We start from the raw sequence: 15,459 nt of genomic DNA on the forward strand, positions 1-15,459 counted from the left end.
ATACCTAGGTTTGCAGGTGCCTCCGACATTGGACCGGGCAAGCCCGGAATCATGCGGATTCTGGCGGTTCTCGTAGTACCCCTGGACGGATTCGAACCGCCGACCCGCTCCTTAGGACGGAGTGGCTCTTCCACTGAGCTACAGAGGCAAGGCACCCCAAGTCTAGACGGCCGCGGGCCGCGACATCCCGCCCCTCCGCAACCCTGACCAACCCCAGCCCTATGCTGACCACGTGACCCGAGATGCCCCAGCGAGCGCGCCAGCGCGCAGGCCGCTGCGGATGGCACTCGGAGTCCTCGCCGCGTTCGTGCTCTTCTTCGCCACGATGGCGACCTGGATCGGCGGGCTCATCGCGTTCCACGCGCTCGGTATCCCGATGCAGGGCGATGAGTGGCTCGGCTGGGTGCTCGCGGGGCTCATCGCCCTCGCGGTGTGGCCGCTCGCGGGACGGCGAGCACATCGCGAGTTCTGGGCTCACCAGCATCACGGAGCTACGCCGCCGAAAGCCTCCGCGACGACACCGGATCGCGCTCTCCGCATCCTCGTCATGGTCGTCGGCGCGGCGGGGCTCGTCGCGCTGTGCGGGCCGCGCAACATCACCCTTGCGCTGGCCGAGGCGTGGCAGATCATCGCTCCGGGCGGACGGCCATCTAGTGCGCTCCTGCAGCTGATCGGTCTGCTGCTGTGCTTCGTGCTGATGGTTCCGCCGATGCTCATCACCCAGCGGAGCCTCCGCCGCACCCCGCGCGATCACCCGGATCGCCTCGGCCTCGAGCTCCGGCAGAACTGGTACGTCTCGGCGACGACCGCGTGGGCCTGCTGCCTGCTGCTTGGGCTGATCGTGAGCTTCGTTCTCGCCAAAACCCTCTGACGCGGTAGTCACCCACCGACCTTCAGAATCCCCTGGGAGTCGGCGCTCACGTTTGCGTTCGGCTCGGATTCTCGGAATCGTGGCGGGCTCCGCAGCAATCCACGGAAGGAGAGCTTCATGCTCACGCTCACCGAGAACGCCGCCACCGCGGTGAAGAACCTCACCGCCCAAATCCCCGCCGAGACCGGCGGCATCCGTATCAGCGACTCCGGCTCGCCCGAGACCGGCTTCGCCCTCTCCCTCGCCGAGGCCCCGCACAGCGAGGATGCCGTCGTCGAAGCCGATGGTGCACGCATCTTCGTCGACCCGGCCGCGGCTCTCGCGCTGGATGACCGCGTGCTCGACGCGCAGGTCGACGGCGAGGGCGCGATCAGCTTCGCGCTCGGCGTCCGGGGCTGATACCCCGACAGACTTCGAGAGCCCCGGCATCCGCATCCTCAGCGCGGAGGCCGGGGCTCTCGTCTGTCCGGCCCGGCACGCTGAAAGGCCCCTCGATAGGGTCGAAGGGATGGAAGTCGAGATCATCCCCCGCATCGTCCTGTTCGTCACGATGGCCGGCTCGGGTGCTCTGCTGATCTGGATGGCGCGGGCTGCGGCATCTGGAAAGCTGAAGCGGAACTCGCTCGCCGGCATCCGCACCCCCAGCACTATGGCCAGCGACGAAGCCTGGCTCGCCGCTCACGTGCGCTCGAAAGGCGCGACGCTCGCCACCGGCTACGTGTCCGTCGCGATCGGCGTGGTCTCCCTCGTGCCGATGCCGCCGGCAGCCCTCGGGATCATGGTGCTCGTGGGCGCAATACTCATGGTCATCGTGATGATGTGGGGAACCCGCGTCGGCACCAAAGCGGCGCTGGCGGCAACCGAGGCAGCACGATGACAACATCCCCCGTCGAGATCGACCTGCACGACGACGTCGTCTTGCGGTCGCTCCGCCCAGAGGATGCCGCGGCTCTCGCCGAGGCGTACCGCGTGAACTCCGAGCACCTCGCACCTTTCGAGCCCCTGCGCCCGGCGAACTTCACCACCGAGGCAGGTCAGCGCACCGAGATCGCCGCGCTTCTCGCGAGCTGCGAGGCCGGTACGGCACTCCCCCTCGTGCTCGCCCACGGATCGCGGACCATCGGGCGGACCACGCTCTCGGGCATCACACGCGGAGCCTTTCAGAGCGGCAACCTCGGCTACTGGATCGACCAGAGCTACGCAGGTCGCGGCCTCATGACCGCGGCGGTCAACGAGATCTCGCGCCTCGCGGCAGACGACCTGCAACTGCACCGCATCCAGGCGGGCACGCTCGTAGACAACGTCGCCTCGCAAACCGTGCTCAGAAAGTGTGGCTTCATCGAATTCGGCCTCGCACCTGAATACCTGCTCATCGCCGGGCGCTGGCAGGACCACCGGCTATTCCAGAAGATCCTCGAGGCCTAAGGCTCAAGTCAGGCTGACACGATGCCTCGGTTGACACTTCGCGCCCTGTCCCGGCGTCGGTGGCGGCAGGAAGTGCCAGGCGAAACCCGTCGCGCACCCCGCGCACGACCCGCCCGTGTAGACCCAGGTACTGGTCACCCGCGTAAGTCCGAACCGCAGTCCGATGTGGCATCTCGCGCCCCTTCATAGCGTCGATGGGGACGAAAGGTGACACATGATTCGTGTTCAATCGCTATCGAAACGGTACGGGCAGAAGGTCGCGGTCGACGGCCTGAACTTCGCCGTCGAGCCGGGCCGCGTGACGGGATTCCTCGGCCCGAACGGCGCCGGCAAGTCGACGACCATGCGCATGATCGTGGGGCTCGATAAGCCGACATCCGGCACGGCCGAGGTCAACGGCCGCGCCTACCGCGACCTGCCCGCACCGCTGCGCGAAGTCGGGGTGCTGCTCGATGCCCGCGCCGCGCACAAGCGCCGCACCGCTTACAAGCACCTGCTCGCGATCGCCGCGACTCACCGTATTCGCGCCCCACGCGTGCGCGAGGTCATGGAGCGCACCGGCATCGACTCCGTGGCGAGCAAGCGCGTCGGCGGCTTCTCGCTCGGCATGGGCCAGCGGCTCGGCATCGCCGCAGCGCTGCTCGGCGACCCGCAGACGATCATCCTCGACGAGCCCATCAATGGACTCGACCCCGACGGCATCCTGTGGATCCGCCGCCTGCTGCGCGAGCTCGCCGCCGAGGGCCGCACGGTGCTGCTCTCCTCGCACGTCATGAGCGAGATGGCGCAGACCGCCGACCATCTGATCGTCATCGGCCGCGGCGCGATCATCGCCGACGGGCCGATGCGCGATGTCATCGCGGGAGCGACGCAGCCGGTCGTCCGGGTGCGCACGCACGACACCGAGCGGCTCGTGGCGGCGATCGCCCGCCCAGGAGTCACCGTCATCACGCGCGAAGACGGGGCACTCGACATCACCGACCTGACCGCCGAAGAGGTGGCAGGCATTGCCGGCGCCGCAGGAGTCGTGCTGTACGAGGTGACATCGGTCTCGGGCTCGCTCGAAGACGCCTATCTCGCCCTCACCGCCCAGGCGACCGAATACCCGTCGGCACCGAGCCACAACGAGAAGGACAACTGATGGCCCTCACCACCAAGCCCCACCGCCTCGACGCCCGCACGCAGCGCCCGCCCTTCACCGCCGTGGTGCACTCCGAGTTGATCAAGGTCGTGAGCCTGCCGTCATCCGTGCTCGCGCTCGTCGGCATCGTGGCGGTCGGAATCGGCGGCAGCCTGTTCCTGGGTCTGACCCTCGAATCATCCGGCGTGCCCTCGGTTCCATCCATCGAGCGCACAATGGCCGACGTGACCGTGCCGACGGTCGTGCTCGGGCAGATCATCGCCGGTATCTTCGGCGTCATGACGATCGGCGCCGAATACTCTTCCGGCGCCATGCAGACGACGCTCGTTGCCGTGCCCCATCGGATCCGGATGCTGGCCGCCAAGACGCTCGTCACCTTCACGACCGTCACCGCCGTGGCCCTCGCCGCGGTGTTCGGGGCGTGGGCGGTCACGAACCCGATCTACGACGGCTTCGGTCTGGGCGCTCCCCTCACCGCACCGGACGTGATGCTCGCGCTCGTGGGCTCGGCCGTCTACCTCGGGCTCTGCGCGGTGTTCGGACTCGGCGTGACGGCCCTGGTCCGCTCGACCACGGCAGGATCGATCATCGTCTTCGCCGCAACGCTGCTGCTGCCGGTGCTGAGCTCGGTGCTGCCGTTCGGGCTCCTCTCCCGCGTCATCCGTCTCGGCCTGCTCGGCAACGCCGGTGACGCCATGGGCCGGGTGGGAATCGAGGGCGGACCGTTCCTCGACCTCTGGAGCGGGCACATGAGCGTCGGAGCCGGCTGGCTCATCGCCGCGGTCTGGGCCGCGACAGCGCTCGTGGTCGGCGCGGTCGCACTGCGGACGAGGGACGCGTGAGCCCGTCGCAGCGACGACGAGACGTGGCGGATGCCGTCACCCTCGTCTCGTATCTGATCGTCGCGCTGTTCCTCGGGTACCTCTCCGTCGAGTCGACGATCGCCACTCCCCTGTGGCCGATGCTGCTGCTCGCGCTCGCCGGGGCGGCGGATGTCGCGGCCGCGCGGCGGCACCCGGCGCTCGGCTTCGGCGCCGCCGTCGCCCTGATGCTCGTATCCTTCGCCGTCGGTACTGGGGCGGAGGCCCTCCTCGTGGTGGTCGCGCTTTACCGCGTCGGTCTCGACGAGGCACGCCGCGCATGGCTCTGGTTCGGGTGGGCGACCGCGGGAGCGCTCGTGGCGTCGCTCGCGCTCGCCGTGCGGGTACGCGTCGGTCCGCCGCTGCTCGGCCTGGCACCACGAGAGGATGCCGCCGCCTGGGCCACCGACTGGGTGAGCATCGCCGTCGCGGTCGTCGCCGCGAGCCTCATCGCGACCCTGCTCGGCATCAACGCGGGGCACGGCCGGCGGCAGGCCGCAGCGCTCGCCGAGCGGGCGGAGCACCTGCGGCGCGAGCGCGATCAGGAGGCGAGCATCGCGGCCGCGGCCGAGCGCGAACGTATCGCCCGCGAGATGCACGACGTCATCGCGCACAGCCTCGCGGTGATGGTCGCGCTCGCCGACGGCGCGCAGGCCTCGGTCGACCAGCGGCCCGACGAAGCGCACCGCGCCATCGGTCGGGTGAGTGAGACCGGGCGGCGGACCCTCGGCGAGGTGCGGCGGCTGCTGACCGCGGTGCGCGGCGAGCGCGATGCGCCGCTGGCGACGGAGGCACCCCGGGTGGAGCGGATCCCGGCGCTCGTCGAGGAGTTCCGAGCGGCCGGCATCCCCGTGCGCCTGGAGCAGACCGGAACCGTGACCGAGGGCGCGGCCGTGAGCCTGACGATCTACCGCATCGTGCAGGAGGCGCTGACGAACGTCCTGCGGCACGGACGTGACGTGCGCGACGTGCTCGTGCGGCTGGTGTTTGAGCGCTCCGAGGTGACGATCCTGGTGAAGGACGTGTCGGCGCCGGCAGCCACGCCCGCATCTCCGGGGCGCGGGCTCGTCGGTATCCGCGAACGGGCCGCCTTCTACGATGGCTCGGTGGAGGCGGGACCGGTCGGCGGCGGCGGCTGGCGGGTTCTCGTCCGCCTCTCGACGGAGGAACGATGACCCAGCCCGGCGCGCCCGAGGCCCGTACGGCGGTGCTGCTCGTCGACGATCAGGAGCTCATCCGCTACGGCCTGCGGCTCGTGCTCGAGGCTCAGCCCGACCTGGTCGTGGTGGGTGAGGCATCAGATGGCGCCGAAGCCGTGCAGGCAGCGCAGCGACTGCGCCCCGACGTCGTGCTGATGGACGTCCGCATGCCGGGACTCGACGGCATCGAGGCCACCCGCCGGCTGACCGCGGCTCTGCCCGAGACGCGGATCATCGTGCTGACGACGTACGACCTCGACGAGTTCGCGTTCGGCGCGCTGCGGGCGGGCGCGGCCGGCTTCCTGCTGAAGAACACCCGCCCCGACGAGCTCGTCGCCGCGGTGCGGGCCGTGTCCACGGGTGATGCCGTCGTGTCTCCTCGGATCACCGCGAAGCTCATCGACGCGGCCATGCCGCACCTGTCGGGCACCGGCCGACCGGCATCCCCCGATGCGCTCTCGGCACTGTCGCCGCGCGAGCGCGACGTCTTCCGCCACGTCGGGCTGGGGCTGACCAACGCCGAGATCGCTGGGGCGCTGCACCTGAGCGAATCGACGGTGAAGGCCCACTTCGGCCGCATCCTCGTGAAGCTCGATCTCGCGAACCGCGTACAGGCTGTGATCCTCGCCTACGAGCTCGGAGTGGTCAGCGTCGACCGCTGAGCCTGTTTGTGGCACGGCTGCGCCGGGGTGGCTCGTCCGGGCTGGCGCTTCGCTTGGCACCTTGCGCCCCCTCGGGTCGGGGATGGGGGCCACAGCTGCCAAGTGAACCGCGTGAGCCGATGCATACTGACCTCGTGAGGATCGCGATCGCCGGCAGCACCGGCACCGTCGGCAAGCTCGTCCACAGCATCGCCACCGAACGCGGACACGACGTCGTCGCGCTCGCGCGCAGCAACGGTCACGACCTCGAGCATGCCTCGCTCCCGCCCTCGGTGCTGGACGGTGTCGACACGATCGTCGACGTCAGCGGCATCCAGACGCTCTCGCGGCATCGCTCGCGCCGGTTCTTCGAGAGCGTGTCAGCCAACCTGCAACAGGCGGGAACCGCCGCCGGAGTCGGGCACCTCGTCGCGCTCTCGATCGTCGGCATCGACAGGGTGGATGCCGCCTACTACGGCGGCAAACTCGCGCACGAGCGGGCGGTGCAGCGCGGGGCGCTCCCCCACACGCTGCTCCGCGCTGCGCAGTTCCACGAGTTCGCCGAGCAGACGCTCGTCCGCGGGAAGTTGGGTCCGCTCACGGTTGTTCCCGCGGCCCGGGTTCGCCCCGTCGCGGCAGAGGAGGTCGCCGACCACCTCGTCACGCTCGCGGAGGGCGAGCCGGTGGGCCGCGCGCGCGATCTGACCGGGCCGCGCGACGAGCTCCTCATCGACATGGTGTGAGCGCTGCTCGATGCCCGAGGCATCCGCCGCACCACGATCGAGATGCGTCTGCCGGGCTCGTTCGGTCGCGCGATGTCGTCGGGGCGCCTGCGCGGGCACGCGAACGCCGAACGCGGAACCGTCACGTTCGCGCAGTGGCTCGCGAACCAGAGCTGAGAGGCGCGCCACCGAGGCGGCGGAACTCATAAAGCACAAGAACTGTTGCGCAATGGTTCTTGTGCATCTAGCGTTGCGGGTATGACCTCTGCCGACAGCTCCGCTTCTCGACTCGAGACCGCTGCCGCCATGCGCGTGCTGGCGCACCCGACCCGGCTGCGACTGCTCGGCCTCCTGCGCGAGAACGGACCGCAGACCGCGGCTCAGCTCGGCGAAGTCGTCGACGAAGCGCCGGGCACGATCAGCTACCACCTGAGCAAACTCGCCTCGATCGATCTCATCGAGCCCGCCGAGCCGCGCAGCGCCGACCAGCGCGAGCGCTGGTGGCAGGCCGCCGCATCCGAGACGACGTGGGAACCGGCCGAACACCTCGACGACCCGGCCCAACGGGCTGCCTCATCGGCGCTGGAGAAGTCGATCGCGCAGATCTACGCCGCCCGCTACAGCGAGTACGTCGACGCGATGCCGACCCTCCCGGCCGAGTGGGTGGCCGCCGGGGCGACCGGCGACCGCACGATGCGCCTCACGCTCGACGAGCTGACCGCGATGCGCTCCGAGCTCGAATCGCTGATGCACCGGTGGCAGGAAGCGAGCGCGCGACACGACGACGCAGACGAGACCACCGCACCGGTCGCCCTCGTCTACCAGGCCTACCGCCGGCCATGACCACGACCGACTCCCCTGTCCGTTCGGCCGATGCGACGCGCCGGCGCGCAGCATCCCGCGCTCTCTACGCCCTGCTGTCGGCGCACGCGATCTCGCAGACGGGCAACGTCATCACGGCCTTCGCGATCCCCTTCTACGTCCTGGCCACGGGCGGCTCGGGCGTCGAGGTCGGGCTGGCCGCGTTCGCCGCGACCGCGCCCGTCATCGTGGGAGGCGTGTTCGGCGGGGTGGTCGTCGACCGCATCGGCGGCCGTCGCGCCGCGATCGTCGCCGACATCGTGAGCGGCGTGACGGTTCTCGCGATCCCCGCGCTCGCGCTCACGGTGGGCCTGCCCTTCTGGGCTCTGCTGGCACTCGTCTTCACGAGCGGCGTGCTCGACACCCCCGGCCAGATCGCCCGTCGCGTGATGCTGCCCGAGCTCACGGATGCCGCGCACGTCAGGCTCGAGCGGAGCGTCGGACTGCTCGACGGCTCGGAGCGCCTCTCCAAGCTCATCGGCGCGTCCGTCGCCGGCGCGCTCGTCGCCCTCCTCGGACCAATGGCGGCGCTCGTCACGAACGCTGTCGCGTTTCTCATCTCGGCTGCGATCACCCGCCTGATGGTCCCGGCGACGACAGTGCGAATGGCCGCCGACGGCGACACGGATGCTGCAGCCCGGCGCTCGTACTGGCGCGAGCTGCGTGACGGGTTCCGGTTCGTCGTGCGTGATCCGCTCATGCGGCTCATCGTCGGCATGGTGCTCGTCACCAACCTGCTCGATGCGGCCCGCAGCGCCTCGCTGATGCCTCTCTACGCGAACGCCGAGCTCGGCGGCGCCGGAGCCCTCGCCGTCATCGTCGCCGTCATGGGCGGGTGCGCGCTCATGGGCAACATCGCTTTCGGCTTCATCGCGCACCGGATGCCGCGGCGTGTGACCTTCGCGCTGTGCTTCCTCGTCGCCGGCGGCCCGTCCAGCGCGGTGTTCGCCCTCGGCGCGCCGTTCCCGGTGCTCGTCGCTGCCGCCGGCGTCTCGGGGCTCGCGGCCGGCGCGTTGAACCCGATCCTCGGCGCGGTGCAGCTCGAGCGCGTCCCGGCGCCCATGCGCGGTCGCGTCTTCGGCCTGCTCAACGCCGGCACGTGGGCAGGGGTCCCGCTCGGCGCGCTGCTCGGCGGCATCGCCGCCGATGGCCTCGGTCTCTTCGCATCGTTCGGCATCGTCGCGATCATCTACACCGTGGTCACGACGGCACCCCTCACGGGCGGAGCCTGGCGGCTGATGGAACGGCGACCGAACGAACAGGCGGCACTCTAGGCCCCTGCGCCGCGTCTCGCACGTCGTTCCCTATCCGGCATCCGCTCGTGTTGACTGCCGGGATGAGCAACTGGGCCGAGACCGTCATGTTGTGGCACGTGTACCCGCTGGGGTTCACGGGAGCACCGATCCGGCCGGACGGCGCCGACGACGACGGCCAGTCGGATGCCGGCGCCGCAGACCAGCCCGTCGAGCACCGACTGAACCGCATCGAGGCCTGGCTCGATCACGTCGTCGAGCTCGGCCTGAACGGGCTGCTCCTCGGCCCGGTCTTCCCCTCGAGCACGCACGGATACGACACCGTCGACTACTTCCGCATCGATGCCCGGCTCGGTGATGACGGCGACATCGATCGTCTGATCGCGGCCGCCCACGACCGCGGCATCCGCGTGCTGTTCGACGGCGTCTTCAACCATGTGGGGCGCGAGCATCCGGCATTCGAAGCTCTCGAGGAACGGGGCCCGGAAGCCGACACCGCTGACCTCTTCCGCGTGCGGTGGGATGGCTGGCAGCCCGGCGAGCCGGTCGACGCCGGCGTTTTCGAGGGGCACGACGCCCTGGTCACGCTGAACCACGACTCCCCCGCCGTCGCGGATCTCGTCGTGGAGGTAATGACGCACTGGCTGGGTCGCGGCATCGACGGCTGGCGACTGGATGCCGCCTACGCCGTGCCTCCCGCGTTTTGGGCTCGGGTGCTGCCGCGGGTCCGCGCCGAGTATCCCGAGGCGTGGTTCCTCGGCGAGGTCATCCACGGCGACGCCGCCCGCATCGTCGAGGAGTCGACGATCGACTCGCTGACGCAGTACGAGCTGTGGCAGGGCATCTGGCACGGCATCGCCGACCGCAACCTGTTCGAGCTGAAGCACGCGATCGAGCGGAACAACGAGCTCCTGTCGGTCTTCGCTCCGCAGACCTTCGTCGGCAACCACGACGTCACGCGGATCGCCTCGGCGGTCGGCCCCGACCTGATGCCGCACGCACTGGCGGTGCTGTTCACGGTGGCAGGCGTGCCGTCGGTGTATGCGGGCGACGAGTACGGCTACGAGGCGGTGAAGGAGGAACGTCTCGGCGGCGACGACGCGGTGCGCCCCGAGTTCCCCGATGCGCCGCCCGCCCCCGGGTCGCTGCCCGAGAGCGCGCAGCACATCCTCCGCACGCATCAGCAGCTCATCGCCGTGCGCCGGCAGCATCCCTGGTTGCATCGCGCCCACACCGACGTGATCCATATCGACAACACCGCGATGGTGCTGCGGACCGCGACGGGAACGGATGCCGTCATCACGGCGCTCAACGTCGGCGACGCGCCGGTGTCCGTGCCGGTGGCCGATGCGACACAGGTGCTCGCCGGGTCGCTGGCCGACGACATCGACAGGCGCGCCCGCGAGGCATCCCTTCCCCCGCACGGCTGGGCAGTGCTATCGGCTACCCCCGCCTGACCCGCGACCCGACCCAGATGGCGGTTCTCCCCCACGCGTGACGACCATTCGCGTCGGCTCGCATCGGGTCGCGCGGGGCGTCAGCGGAAGTCTCGTGACTGGTGCCTCACCCCCACTCGCAGGTCTTCGAAGGCGTCGGCGAGGATGTTCACGACCCCCTCGTTCGACCGTTCGAGGATGCCGCGGACGATGAGCGCCGGGCTGTCGCGCACCACTCGCCGGTAGCGGTGCCACATGCCCGTCGAGCAGATGACGTTCATCAGCCCGTGCTCGTCCTCGAGGTTGAGGAACGTGATGCCGGATGCCGTCGCCGGCCGCTGCCGGTGGGTGACGAGCCCGGCGATCTCGATACGGCGCCCCGACTCGTGCTGTCGCAGATCGTTCGCGGTGAGCACGCCGCGCGCGTCGAGCTGGGAACGGTAGTGGGTCATCGGATGGTCATCGGGTGAGATGCCCGTTGCCCACAGGTCGGAGGCCAGCACGTCGTAGCTCGACTGATCGGTGAACAGCGGCGGCTGCACGGCGATGAGCGAGTCGGGCAAGTACTCGATGCGGTCCTGCGCAGCCGACCCCGCCAGCCAGATCGCTTCGCGGCGCGTGTGCCCGAAGCACTCCAGCGCCCCCGCGGTCGCGAGCGCTTCGAGCTGCGTCGTGTCGGCTCCGGTGCGGCGCACCAGGTCGCGCATGTCGCGGTAGGGACCGGATGCCTCGCGCTCGGCGACGATCCGCTCGGCGAACCTCTTGCCGATGCCGGTGACCGCGGCGAGCCCCAACCGCACGGCGAAGCCGCCGTCGCGACGATGGGCCGCCGACTCGTCGGGGGCGTTGATGTCGAAGACCGGCACGGGAGGCTGCTCGCCGAGGCAGCTGTCGAGCCCTGTCGGCCCCGACCGCCCCGCCTCACCCGACACGGATTCGAGCACGGCCTCGGCTCCCGAGAGCTGCAGGTCGGGGCGCCGCACCTCGACTCCGTGACGGCGGGCATCGGCCGCCAGCGTCGCCGGTGAGTAGAAGCCCATCGGCTGAGCCCGCAGGAGTCCGGCGAGGAACGCCGCCGGGTAGTGCAGCTTGATCCACGAGCTGGCGTAGACGAGCAGCCCGAACGACAGCGAGTGGCTCTCGGCGAAGCCGAAGTTCGCGAACGCCTGGATCTTCGCGTAGATGTCGTCGGCGGCATCCCCCACCAGGCCGTTCTCGGCCATGCCCTCGTAGAGCTTCTGCTTGAGCGAGTCGATGCGCTCGATGCCGCGCTTGGAGCCCATCGCACGACGCAGCAGGTCGGCATCCTCGCCCGAGAGTCCGCCGATGACCATGCCCATCTGCATGAGCTGCTCCTGGAAGACCGGCACCCCGAGCGTGCGTTCGAGCACGGGCTTGAGCTTCTCGTGCGGATACGTCGTTTTCTCGTATCCGAGCTTGCGGCGCACGTACGGGTGCACGGCACCGCCCTGGATGGGCCCCGGCCGGATGAGCGCGATCTCGATGACGAGGTCATAGAACCGTCGCGGCTGCAGGCGCGGCAGCAGTCCCATCTGCGCGCGGGACTCGACCTGGAACACCCCGATCGAGTCGGCCCGGCACAGCATGTCGTAGACGGCGGCCTCTTCCTTCGGCAGCGTCGAGAGCTCGAACCTCTCCCCCGTCGCTCCCTCGATGAGGTCGAAGCAGTACTGCAACGCGGCGAGCATCCCGAGGCCCAGCAGGTCGAACTTCACCAGGCCCATCCAGGCGGCGTCGTCTTTGTCCCACTGGATGACGGTGCGGTCCTGCATCCGGGCGTGCTCGATCGGCACGACCTCGCCGACGGGACGATCGGTCAGCACCATGCCGCCCGAGTGGATGCCCAGGTGCCGGGGTGCCTTCAGCAGCTCGGCGGCGTAGCTGAGCACCCGCTCGGGGATGTCGTGGTCGGGACCGGTGTCGAGCGTGGCCCCCCAGCGTTCGACCTGCTTCGACCAGGCGTCCTGCTGTCCCGGGGAGTGCCCGAGCGCCTTCGCCATGTCGCGCACGGCGTTCTTGGGCCGGTACTGGATGACGTTCGCCACCTGCGCCGCCCGCTCGCGCCCGTAGGTGGCATAGACCCACTGAATGATCTCCTCGCGCCGGTCGGAGTCGAAGTCGACGTCGATGTCGGGTTCCTCCTCGCGGAGGGCCGAGAGGAAGCGCTCGAACGGCAGCCGGTAGTAGATGGAGTCGATCGCGGTGATGTCGAGCAGGTAGCAGACGGCGCTGTTGGCCGCCGATCCTCGCCCCTGGCACAGGATGCCGCGACGCCGTGCCTCTTGCACGATGCCGTGGACGATGAGGAAGTAACCCGGAAAGTCCTTCTGCTCGATGACCGCGAGCTCTCGCTCGATGCGGTCGCGGTCTTCGGGCGGGAGGTTCGGGTACTTGCGGGGCACTGCCTCCCACACGATCTGGCGCAGCCACGACATCGGCGTGTGCCCCTCGGGAACGGGAAGCTTCGGCAGGGCGGGCTTGGCTCGACGCAGCGGGAAAGCGAGCTCGTCGGCGAGCTCGACGGTGCGTGCCACGGCTCCGGGGAACCGGCGGAAGCGCCGCGTCATCTCGGCTCCCGACCGCAGGTGCGCCCCGGCGTGGGACGGCAGCCACCCGTCGAGCTCGTCGAGACCGCGGTTGGCCCGGACCGCCGCGATCGCGGCAGCGAGGTGGGCGCGATCGGGCACGGCGTAGTGCACGTTGTTCGTCGCGAGGACCGGCAGGCCGCGCTCACGCGCGAGGCCGGCGAGGATGTCGTTGTGCCGCGAGTCCAGCGGCTCGCCGTGGTCCATCAGCTCGACCTCGACCGCGTCGCGCCCGAACCGGTCGACCAGGGCGTCGAGCTCGGCGGCGGCAGCATCCGGTCCGCGCTCGATGAGCGCCCGGCGCACTGCTCCCTTGCGGCATCCGGTGAGGATGCTCCATTCGCCTCCGGCGATGTCGGCCAGATCGTCGAGCCGGTACCGGGGCTTGCCCTTCTCCGCTCCCGCGAGCTGGCCCTGCGTGAGCGCCCGCGCCAGCCGGTGGTACCCCTCTTCGCCGCGGGCGAGGATGAGCAGATGCTCGCCCGGCGGGTCGGCCTCGTTGCGCGCGGCGCCGACGCGCTGCGGCAGATCGAGCGACAGCTCCGCCCCGAACACGGTCTTCACCGCCAGCTGCTCGGCGGCCTCGGCGAAGCGGACGATGCCATAGAACCCGTCGTGATCGGTGACAGCCAGGGCGTGCAGCCCCAACCGTTCGGCCTCTTCAGCCAGCTCTTCGGGCGATGAGGCCCCGTCGAGGAACGAGTACGACGTGTGCGCGTGCAGCTCGGCGTACGGCACCGCGTTCTCGGGACGCTCGATCCTCGGCGCGGAGTACTTACCCCGCTTGCGCGACCACGCGGGACTGTCGCCCCCGTCCGCACCCGGCGGCGCGCTCGGCGCGCGGTTGCCGCTGAGCAGCCGCTCCATCTCGGACCATGGCACCGAGGGGTTGTTGAAGCCCATCAGTCGTACCGCCCCTCAACCGACCATTCGCCGCCGTCGCACACCAGCAGCCATGCGGTCTGGGTGGCATCGACCATCTGGAAGCGGTGGGCATGGCGCGCTCGCGCGGCATCCCACGCCCGTTCGATCACCGGCCACGGTCCCGCCCACGAGCGGATGCCGCGAGACCCGGTCGACGACACCAGAGCGGCCGGGATCGCCGTCAGCTCGCCCCGCCCGTCGACGGCCACCATGTCGCCCTCCCGATCGACGACCGCCAGCGGCAGCGCCCGCTCGAAGACCGTCGCGGGCAGCGGATCGGGCAGGCTCCCCGGCCAGGGCCGTTCGCGCGAGCTCGTCACCGGCCGGTCACCCCACGGCACGAGCACCTGCCGCTCGGCGAGCCAGCGGCCACCGCCCACGACCGGGGTCACGACGCCCGTGTGGCCGAGCATCGCCTGCACCCGCGACAGAGCGTGATGCACCCGCTGCTCGGGACCGGAGCCGAACAGCGAGACGGCGTGATGGGATGCCGCATCCACCGCTTCGGGCTCGATCTTGACCCGGGCCACACCGCTGGTGAGCTTGCCGCTCTCGGCCAGCTGCCAGCGCACCCGGTCGACGACGGCGGCGGCGTCGAAGGTGCCGGGGTGGAGCCAGACGCGGTTGCTCGTCTCGCCCCGGTCGCCGGTGAGGATGACGCGCAGCTCGGTGCACACGAGATCGACCGCGCCGAGTCCGGAGATGAACTCCTCGGCCGCGACCCTCATGCCGAACGCGACCTGGTCGGCGAGGTCGAGCGGAGGCTCGAACGAGGCCTCGCGGTGCAGCTCGGGCGGCGGAGTGCGCGGGACCACCGGGCGTGAATCGGCGCCGGAGGCGAGGCCGTGCAAGCGCGCGCCGCGGGGGCCGAAGCGTTCGACCAGTCGTTCGGGCTCGATCGCGGCGAGGTCGCCGAGGGTCTGCACGCCGAGCCGGGCGAAGAGGTCGACGGAGTCGTCGTCGAGCACCGCGACCGTCAACGGAGCGAGGAACTCCGCCGAGCGCCCGGCCTCGACCACCCGGATGGGCCGGTCGGGGCGGGTGCTCATCCGCGCGGCCTGCTGCGCCGTGAAGGGTCCGTCGGCGACACCGGCCCGCACGTCGAGGTCGCCCTCGGCGACCGCGGCCAGCAGCGCGCCGGCGGCCTCGGTCTCACCGCCGTAGAAACGCGCGGGGCCGCGCACGCGCAGCGCGCAGAGCCCCGCCTCGAGCACCTGCACTCCTGGCGCCATCTCTTCGAGGCGCGCCACGATCGGCGCGAACTCCCGGTGATCGCGCACCGCATCCGCGTCGGCCACCTGCAGCGCGGGGCATCGGGCCTGAGCGTCGCGGCGACGCTGCCCTCGTGCGACGCCGTCGGCCCGCGCAGCCGCCGAACACGCGATGACCACGCCCTTCTCGAAGACCGCGATCGGCGCGTTCGGATCGCCGCCGCTTTCGCGCACGAACGCCACGACCGGCCAGTCGGGCACCCACACCACGAGGCTGCGTACCGGTGCCGTCGCCTCCTGCTCCCCCAC

The 15,459-nt window shown here is 70.5% G+C and carries 14 protein-coding genes and 1 tRNA gene; 12 read left to right on the top strand and 3 right to left on the bottom strand.

What is annotated here, in order from left to right; genetic code table 11:
- Positions 1 to 76: 76 nt before the first annotated feature.
- A tRNA-Arg gene (locus O1W71_RS09020) sits at positions 77 to 148 on the bottom strand.
- Between the two features lie 132 nt (positions 149 to 280).
- Between O1W71_RS09020 and O1W71_RS09025 the strand changes: the two genes are divergently transcribed.
- From O1W71_RS09025 to O1W71_RS09080, 12 genes are all read left to right on the top strand, one after another.
- A complete protein-coding gene (locus tag O1W71_RS09025) occupies positions 281 to 871 on the top strand; it encodes a hypothetical protein (protein ID WP_269267550.1) in 591 nt (196 codons plus the stop codon).
- A 117-nt stretch (positions 872 to 988) separates the two neighbouring features.
- A complete protein-coding gene (locus O1W71_RS09030) occupies positions 989 to 1,270 on the top strand; it encodes a HesB/IscA family protein (RefSeq protein WP_023954731.1) in 282 nt (93 codons plus the stop codon).
- Between the two features lie 109 nt (positions 1,271 to 1,379).
- Positions 1,380 to 1,748, top strand: coding sequence for an SdpI family protein (locus tag O1W71_RS09035; protein WP_269267551.1), 369 nt, complete (start codon positions 1,380 to 1,382; stop codon positions 1,746 to 1,748).
- The gene (locus O1W71_RS09040; protein ID WP_269267552.1) at positions 1,745 to 2,296 is read left to right on the top strand and encodes a GNAT family N-acetyltransferase; all 552 of its coding nucleotides are present in this window, start codon (positions 1,745 to 1,747) and stop codon (positions 2,294 to 2,296) included. The genes O1W71_RS09035 and O1W71_RS09040 overlap by 4 nt, the downstream gene beginning before the upstream one ends.
- Positions 2,297 to 2,510: 214 nt before the next feature.
- Positions 2,511 to 3,437 carry an ABC transporter ATP-binding protein gene (locus O1W71_RS09045; RefSeq protein WP_269267553.1) on the top strand — a complete coding sequence of 309 codons (927 nt, stop codon included), beginning with the start codon at positions 2,511 to 2,513 and terminating at the stop codon, positions 3,435 to 3,437.
- Positions 3,437 to 4,279 carry a hypothetical protein gene (locus O1W71_RS09050; RefSeq protein WP_269267554.1) on the top strand — a complete coding sequence of 281 codons (843 nt, stop codon included), beginning with the start codon at positions 3,437 to 3,439 and terminating at the stop codon, positions 4,277 to 4,279. The genes O1W71_RS09045 and O1W71_RS09050 overlap by 1 nt, the downstream gene beginning before the upstream one ends.
- On the top strand, positions 4,276 to 5,472 hold the full coding sequence (locus tag O1W71_RS09055) for a sensor histidine kinase (RefSeq protein WP_269267555.1): 1,197 nt from the start codon (positions 4,276 to 4,278) through the stop codon (positions 5,470 to 5,472). The genes O1W71_RS09050 and O1W71_RS09055 overlap by 4 nt, the downstream gene beginning before the upstream one ends.
- Positions 5,469 to 6,158: a response regulator gene (locus O1W71_RS09060; RefSeq protein WP_269267556.1), complete on the top strand. Its 690-nt coding sequence runs from the start codon at positions 5,469 to 5,471 to the stop codon at positions 6,156 to 6,158. Before O1W71_RS09055 ends, O1W71_RS09060 begins: the two co-directional genes overlap by 4 nt.
- A gap of 134 nt (positions 6,159 to 6,292) precedes the next feature.
- On the top strand, positions 6,293 to 6,880 hold the full coding sequence (locus O1W71_RS09065; RefSeq protein ID WP_269267557.1) for an SDR family oxidoreductase: 588 nt from the start codon (positions 6,293 to 6,295) through the stop codon (positions 6,878 to 6,880).
- A 237-nt stretch (positions 6,881 to 7,117) separates the two neighbouring features.
- The gene (locus O1W71_RS09070) at positions 7,118 to 7,702 is read left to right on the top strand and encodes a winged helix-turn-helix domain-containing protein (RefSeq protein WP_269267558.1); all 585 of its coding nucleotides are present in this window, start codon (positions 7,118 to 7,120) and stop codon (positions 7,700 to 7,702) included.
- On the top strand, positions 7,699 to 8,994 hold the full coding sequence (locus O1W71_RS09075; RefSeq protein WP_269267559.1) for an MFS transporter: 1,296 nt from the start codon (positions 7,699 to 7,701) through the stop codon (positions 8,992 to 8,994). The genes O1W71_RS09070 and O1W71_RS09075 overlap by 4 nt, the downstream gene beginning before the upstream one ends.
- Positions 8,995 to 9,056: 62 nt before the next feature.
- Positions 9,057 to 10,430, top strand: a complete 1,374-nt coding sequence (locus O1W71_RS09080; protein WP_269267560.1) for an alpha-amylase family glycosyl hydrolase — start codon at positions 9,057 to 9,059, stop codon at positions 10,428 to 10,430.
- 80 nt (positions 10,431 to 10,510) lie between these two features.
- On the opposite strand, the gene O1W71_RS09085 is transcribed toward O1W71_RS09080, so the two are convergent.
- Both O1W71_RS09085 and O1W71_RS09090 read right to left on the bottom strand, forming a co-directional pair.
- Positions 10,511 to 13,918: an error-prone DNA polymerase gene (locus O1W71_RS09085; RefSeq protein WP_269267561.1), complete on the bottom strand. Its 3,408-nt coding sequence runs from the start codon at positions 13,916 to 13,918 to the stop codon at positions 10,511 to 10,513.
- On the bottom strand, positions 13,918 to 15,459 hold the full coding sequence (locus tag O1W71_RS09090) for a DNA polymerase Y family protein (protein WP_269267562.1): 1,542 nt from the start codon (positions 15,457 to 15,459) through the stop codon (positions 13,918 to 13,920). The genes O1W71_RS09085 and O1W71_RS09090 overlap by 1 nt, the downstream gene beginning before the upstream one ends.

It is taken from the genome of Microbacterium sp. H37-C3, assembly GCF_027157935.1.
Classification (GTDB): Bacteria; Actinomycetota; Actinomycetes; order Actinomycetales; family Microbacteriaceae; genus Microbacterium; species Microbacterium plantarum.

Bases quoted from the DNA above. Each gene is read 5' to 3' on its own strand.
- O1W71_RS09025 (WP_269267550.1), top strand. From the start codon at position 281: ATGGCACTCGGAGTCCTCGCCGCGTTCGTGCTCTTCTTCGCCACGATG.
- O1W71_RS09030 (WP_023954731.1), top strand. From the start codon at position 989: ATGCTCACGCTCACCGAGAACGCCGCCACCGCGGTGAAGAACCTCACC.
- O1W71_RS09035 (WP_269267551.1), top strand. From the start codon at position 1,380: ATGGAAGTCGAGATCATCCCCCGCATCGTCCTGTTCGTCACGATGGCC.
- O1W71_RS09040 (WP_269267552.1), top strand. From the start codon at position 1,745: ATGACAACATCCCCCGTCGAGATCGACCTGCACGACGACGTCGTCTTG.
- O1W71_RS09045 (WP_269267553.1), top strand. From the start codon at position 2,511: ATGATTCGTGTTCAATCGCTATCGAAACGGTACGGGCAGAAGGTCGCG.
- O1W71_RS09050 (WP_269267554.1), top strand. From the start codon at position 3,437: ATGGCCCTCACCACCAAGCCCCACCGCCTCGACGCCCGCACGCAGCGC.
- O1W71_RS09060 (WP_269267556.1), top strand. From the start codon at position 5,469: ATGACCCAGCCCGGCGCGCCCGAGGCCCGTACGGCGGTGCTGCTCGTC.
- O1W71_RS09070 (WP_269267558.1), top strand. From the start codon at position 7,118: ATGACCTCTGCCGACAGCTCCGCTTCTCGACTCGAGACCGCTGCCGCC.
- O1W71_RS09075 (WP_269267559.1), top strand. From the start codon at position 7,699: ATGACCACGACCGACTCCCCTGTCCGTTCGGCCGATGCGACGCGCCGG.
- O1W71_RS09080 (WP_269267560.1), top strand. From the start codon at position 9,057: ATGAGCAACTGGGCCGAGACCGTCATGTTGTGGCACGTGTACCCGCTG.
- O1W71_RS09085 (WP_269267561.1), bottom strand. From the start codon at position 13,918: ATGGGCTTCAACAACCCCTCGGTGCCATGGTCCGAGATGGAGCGGCTG.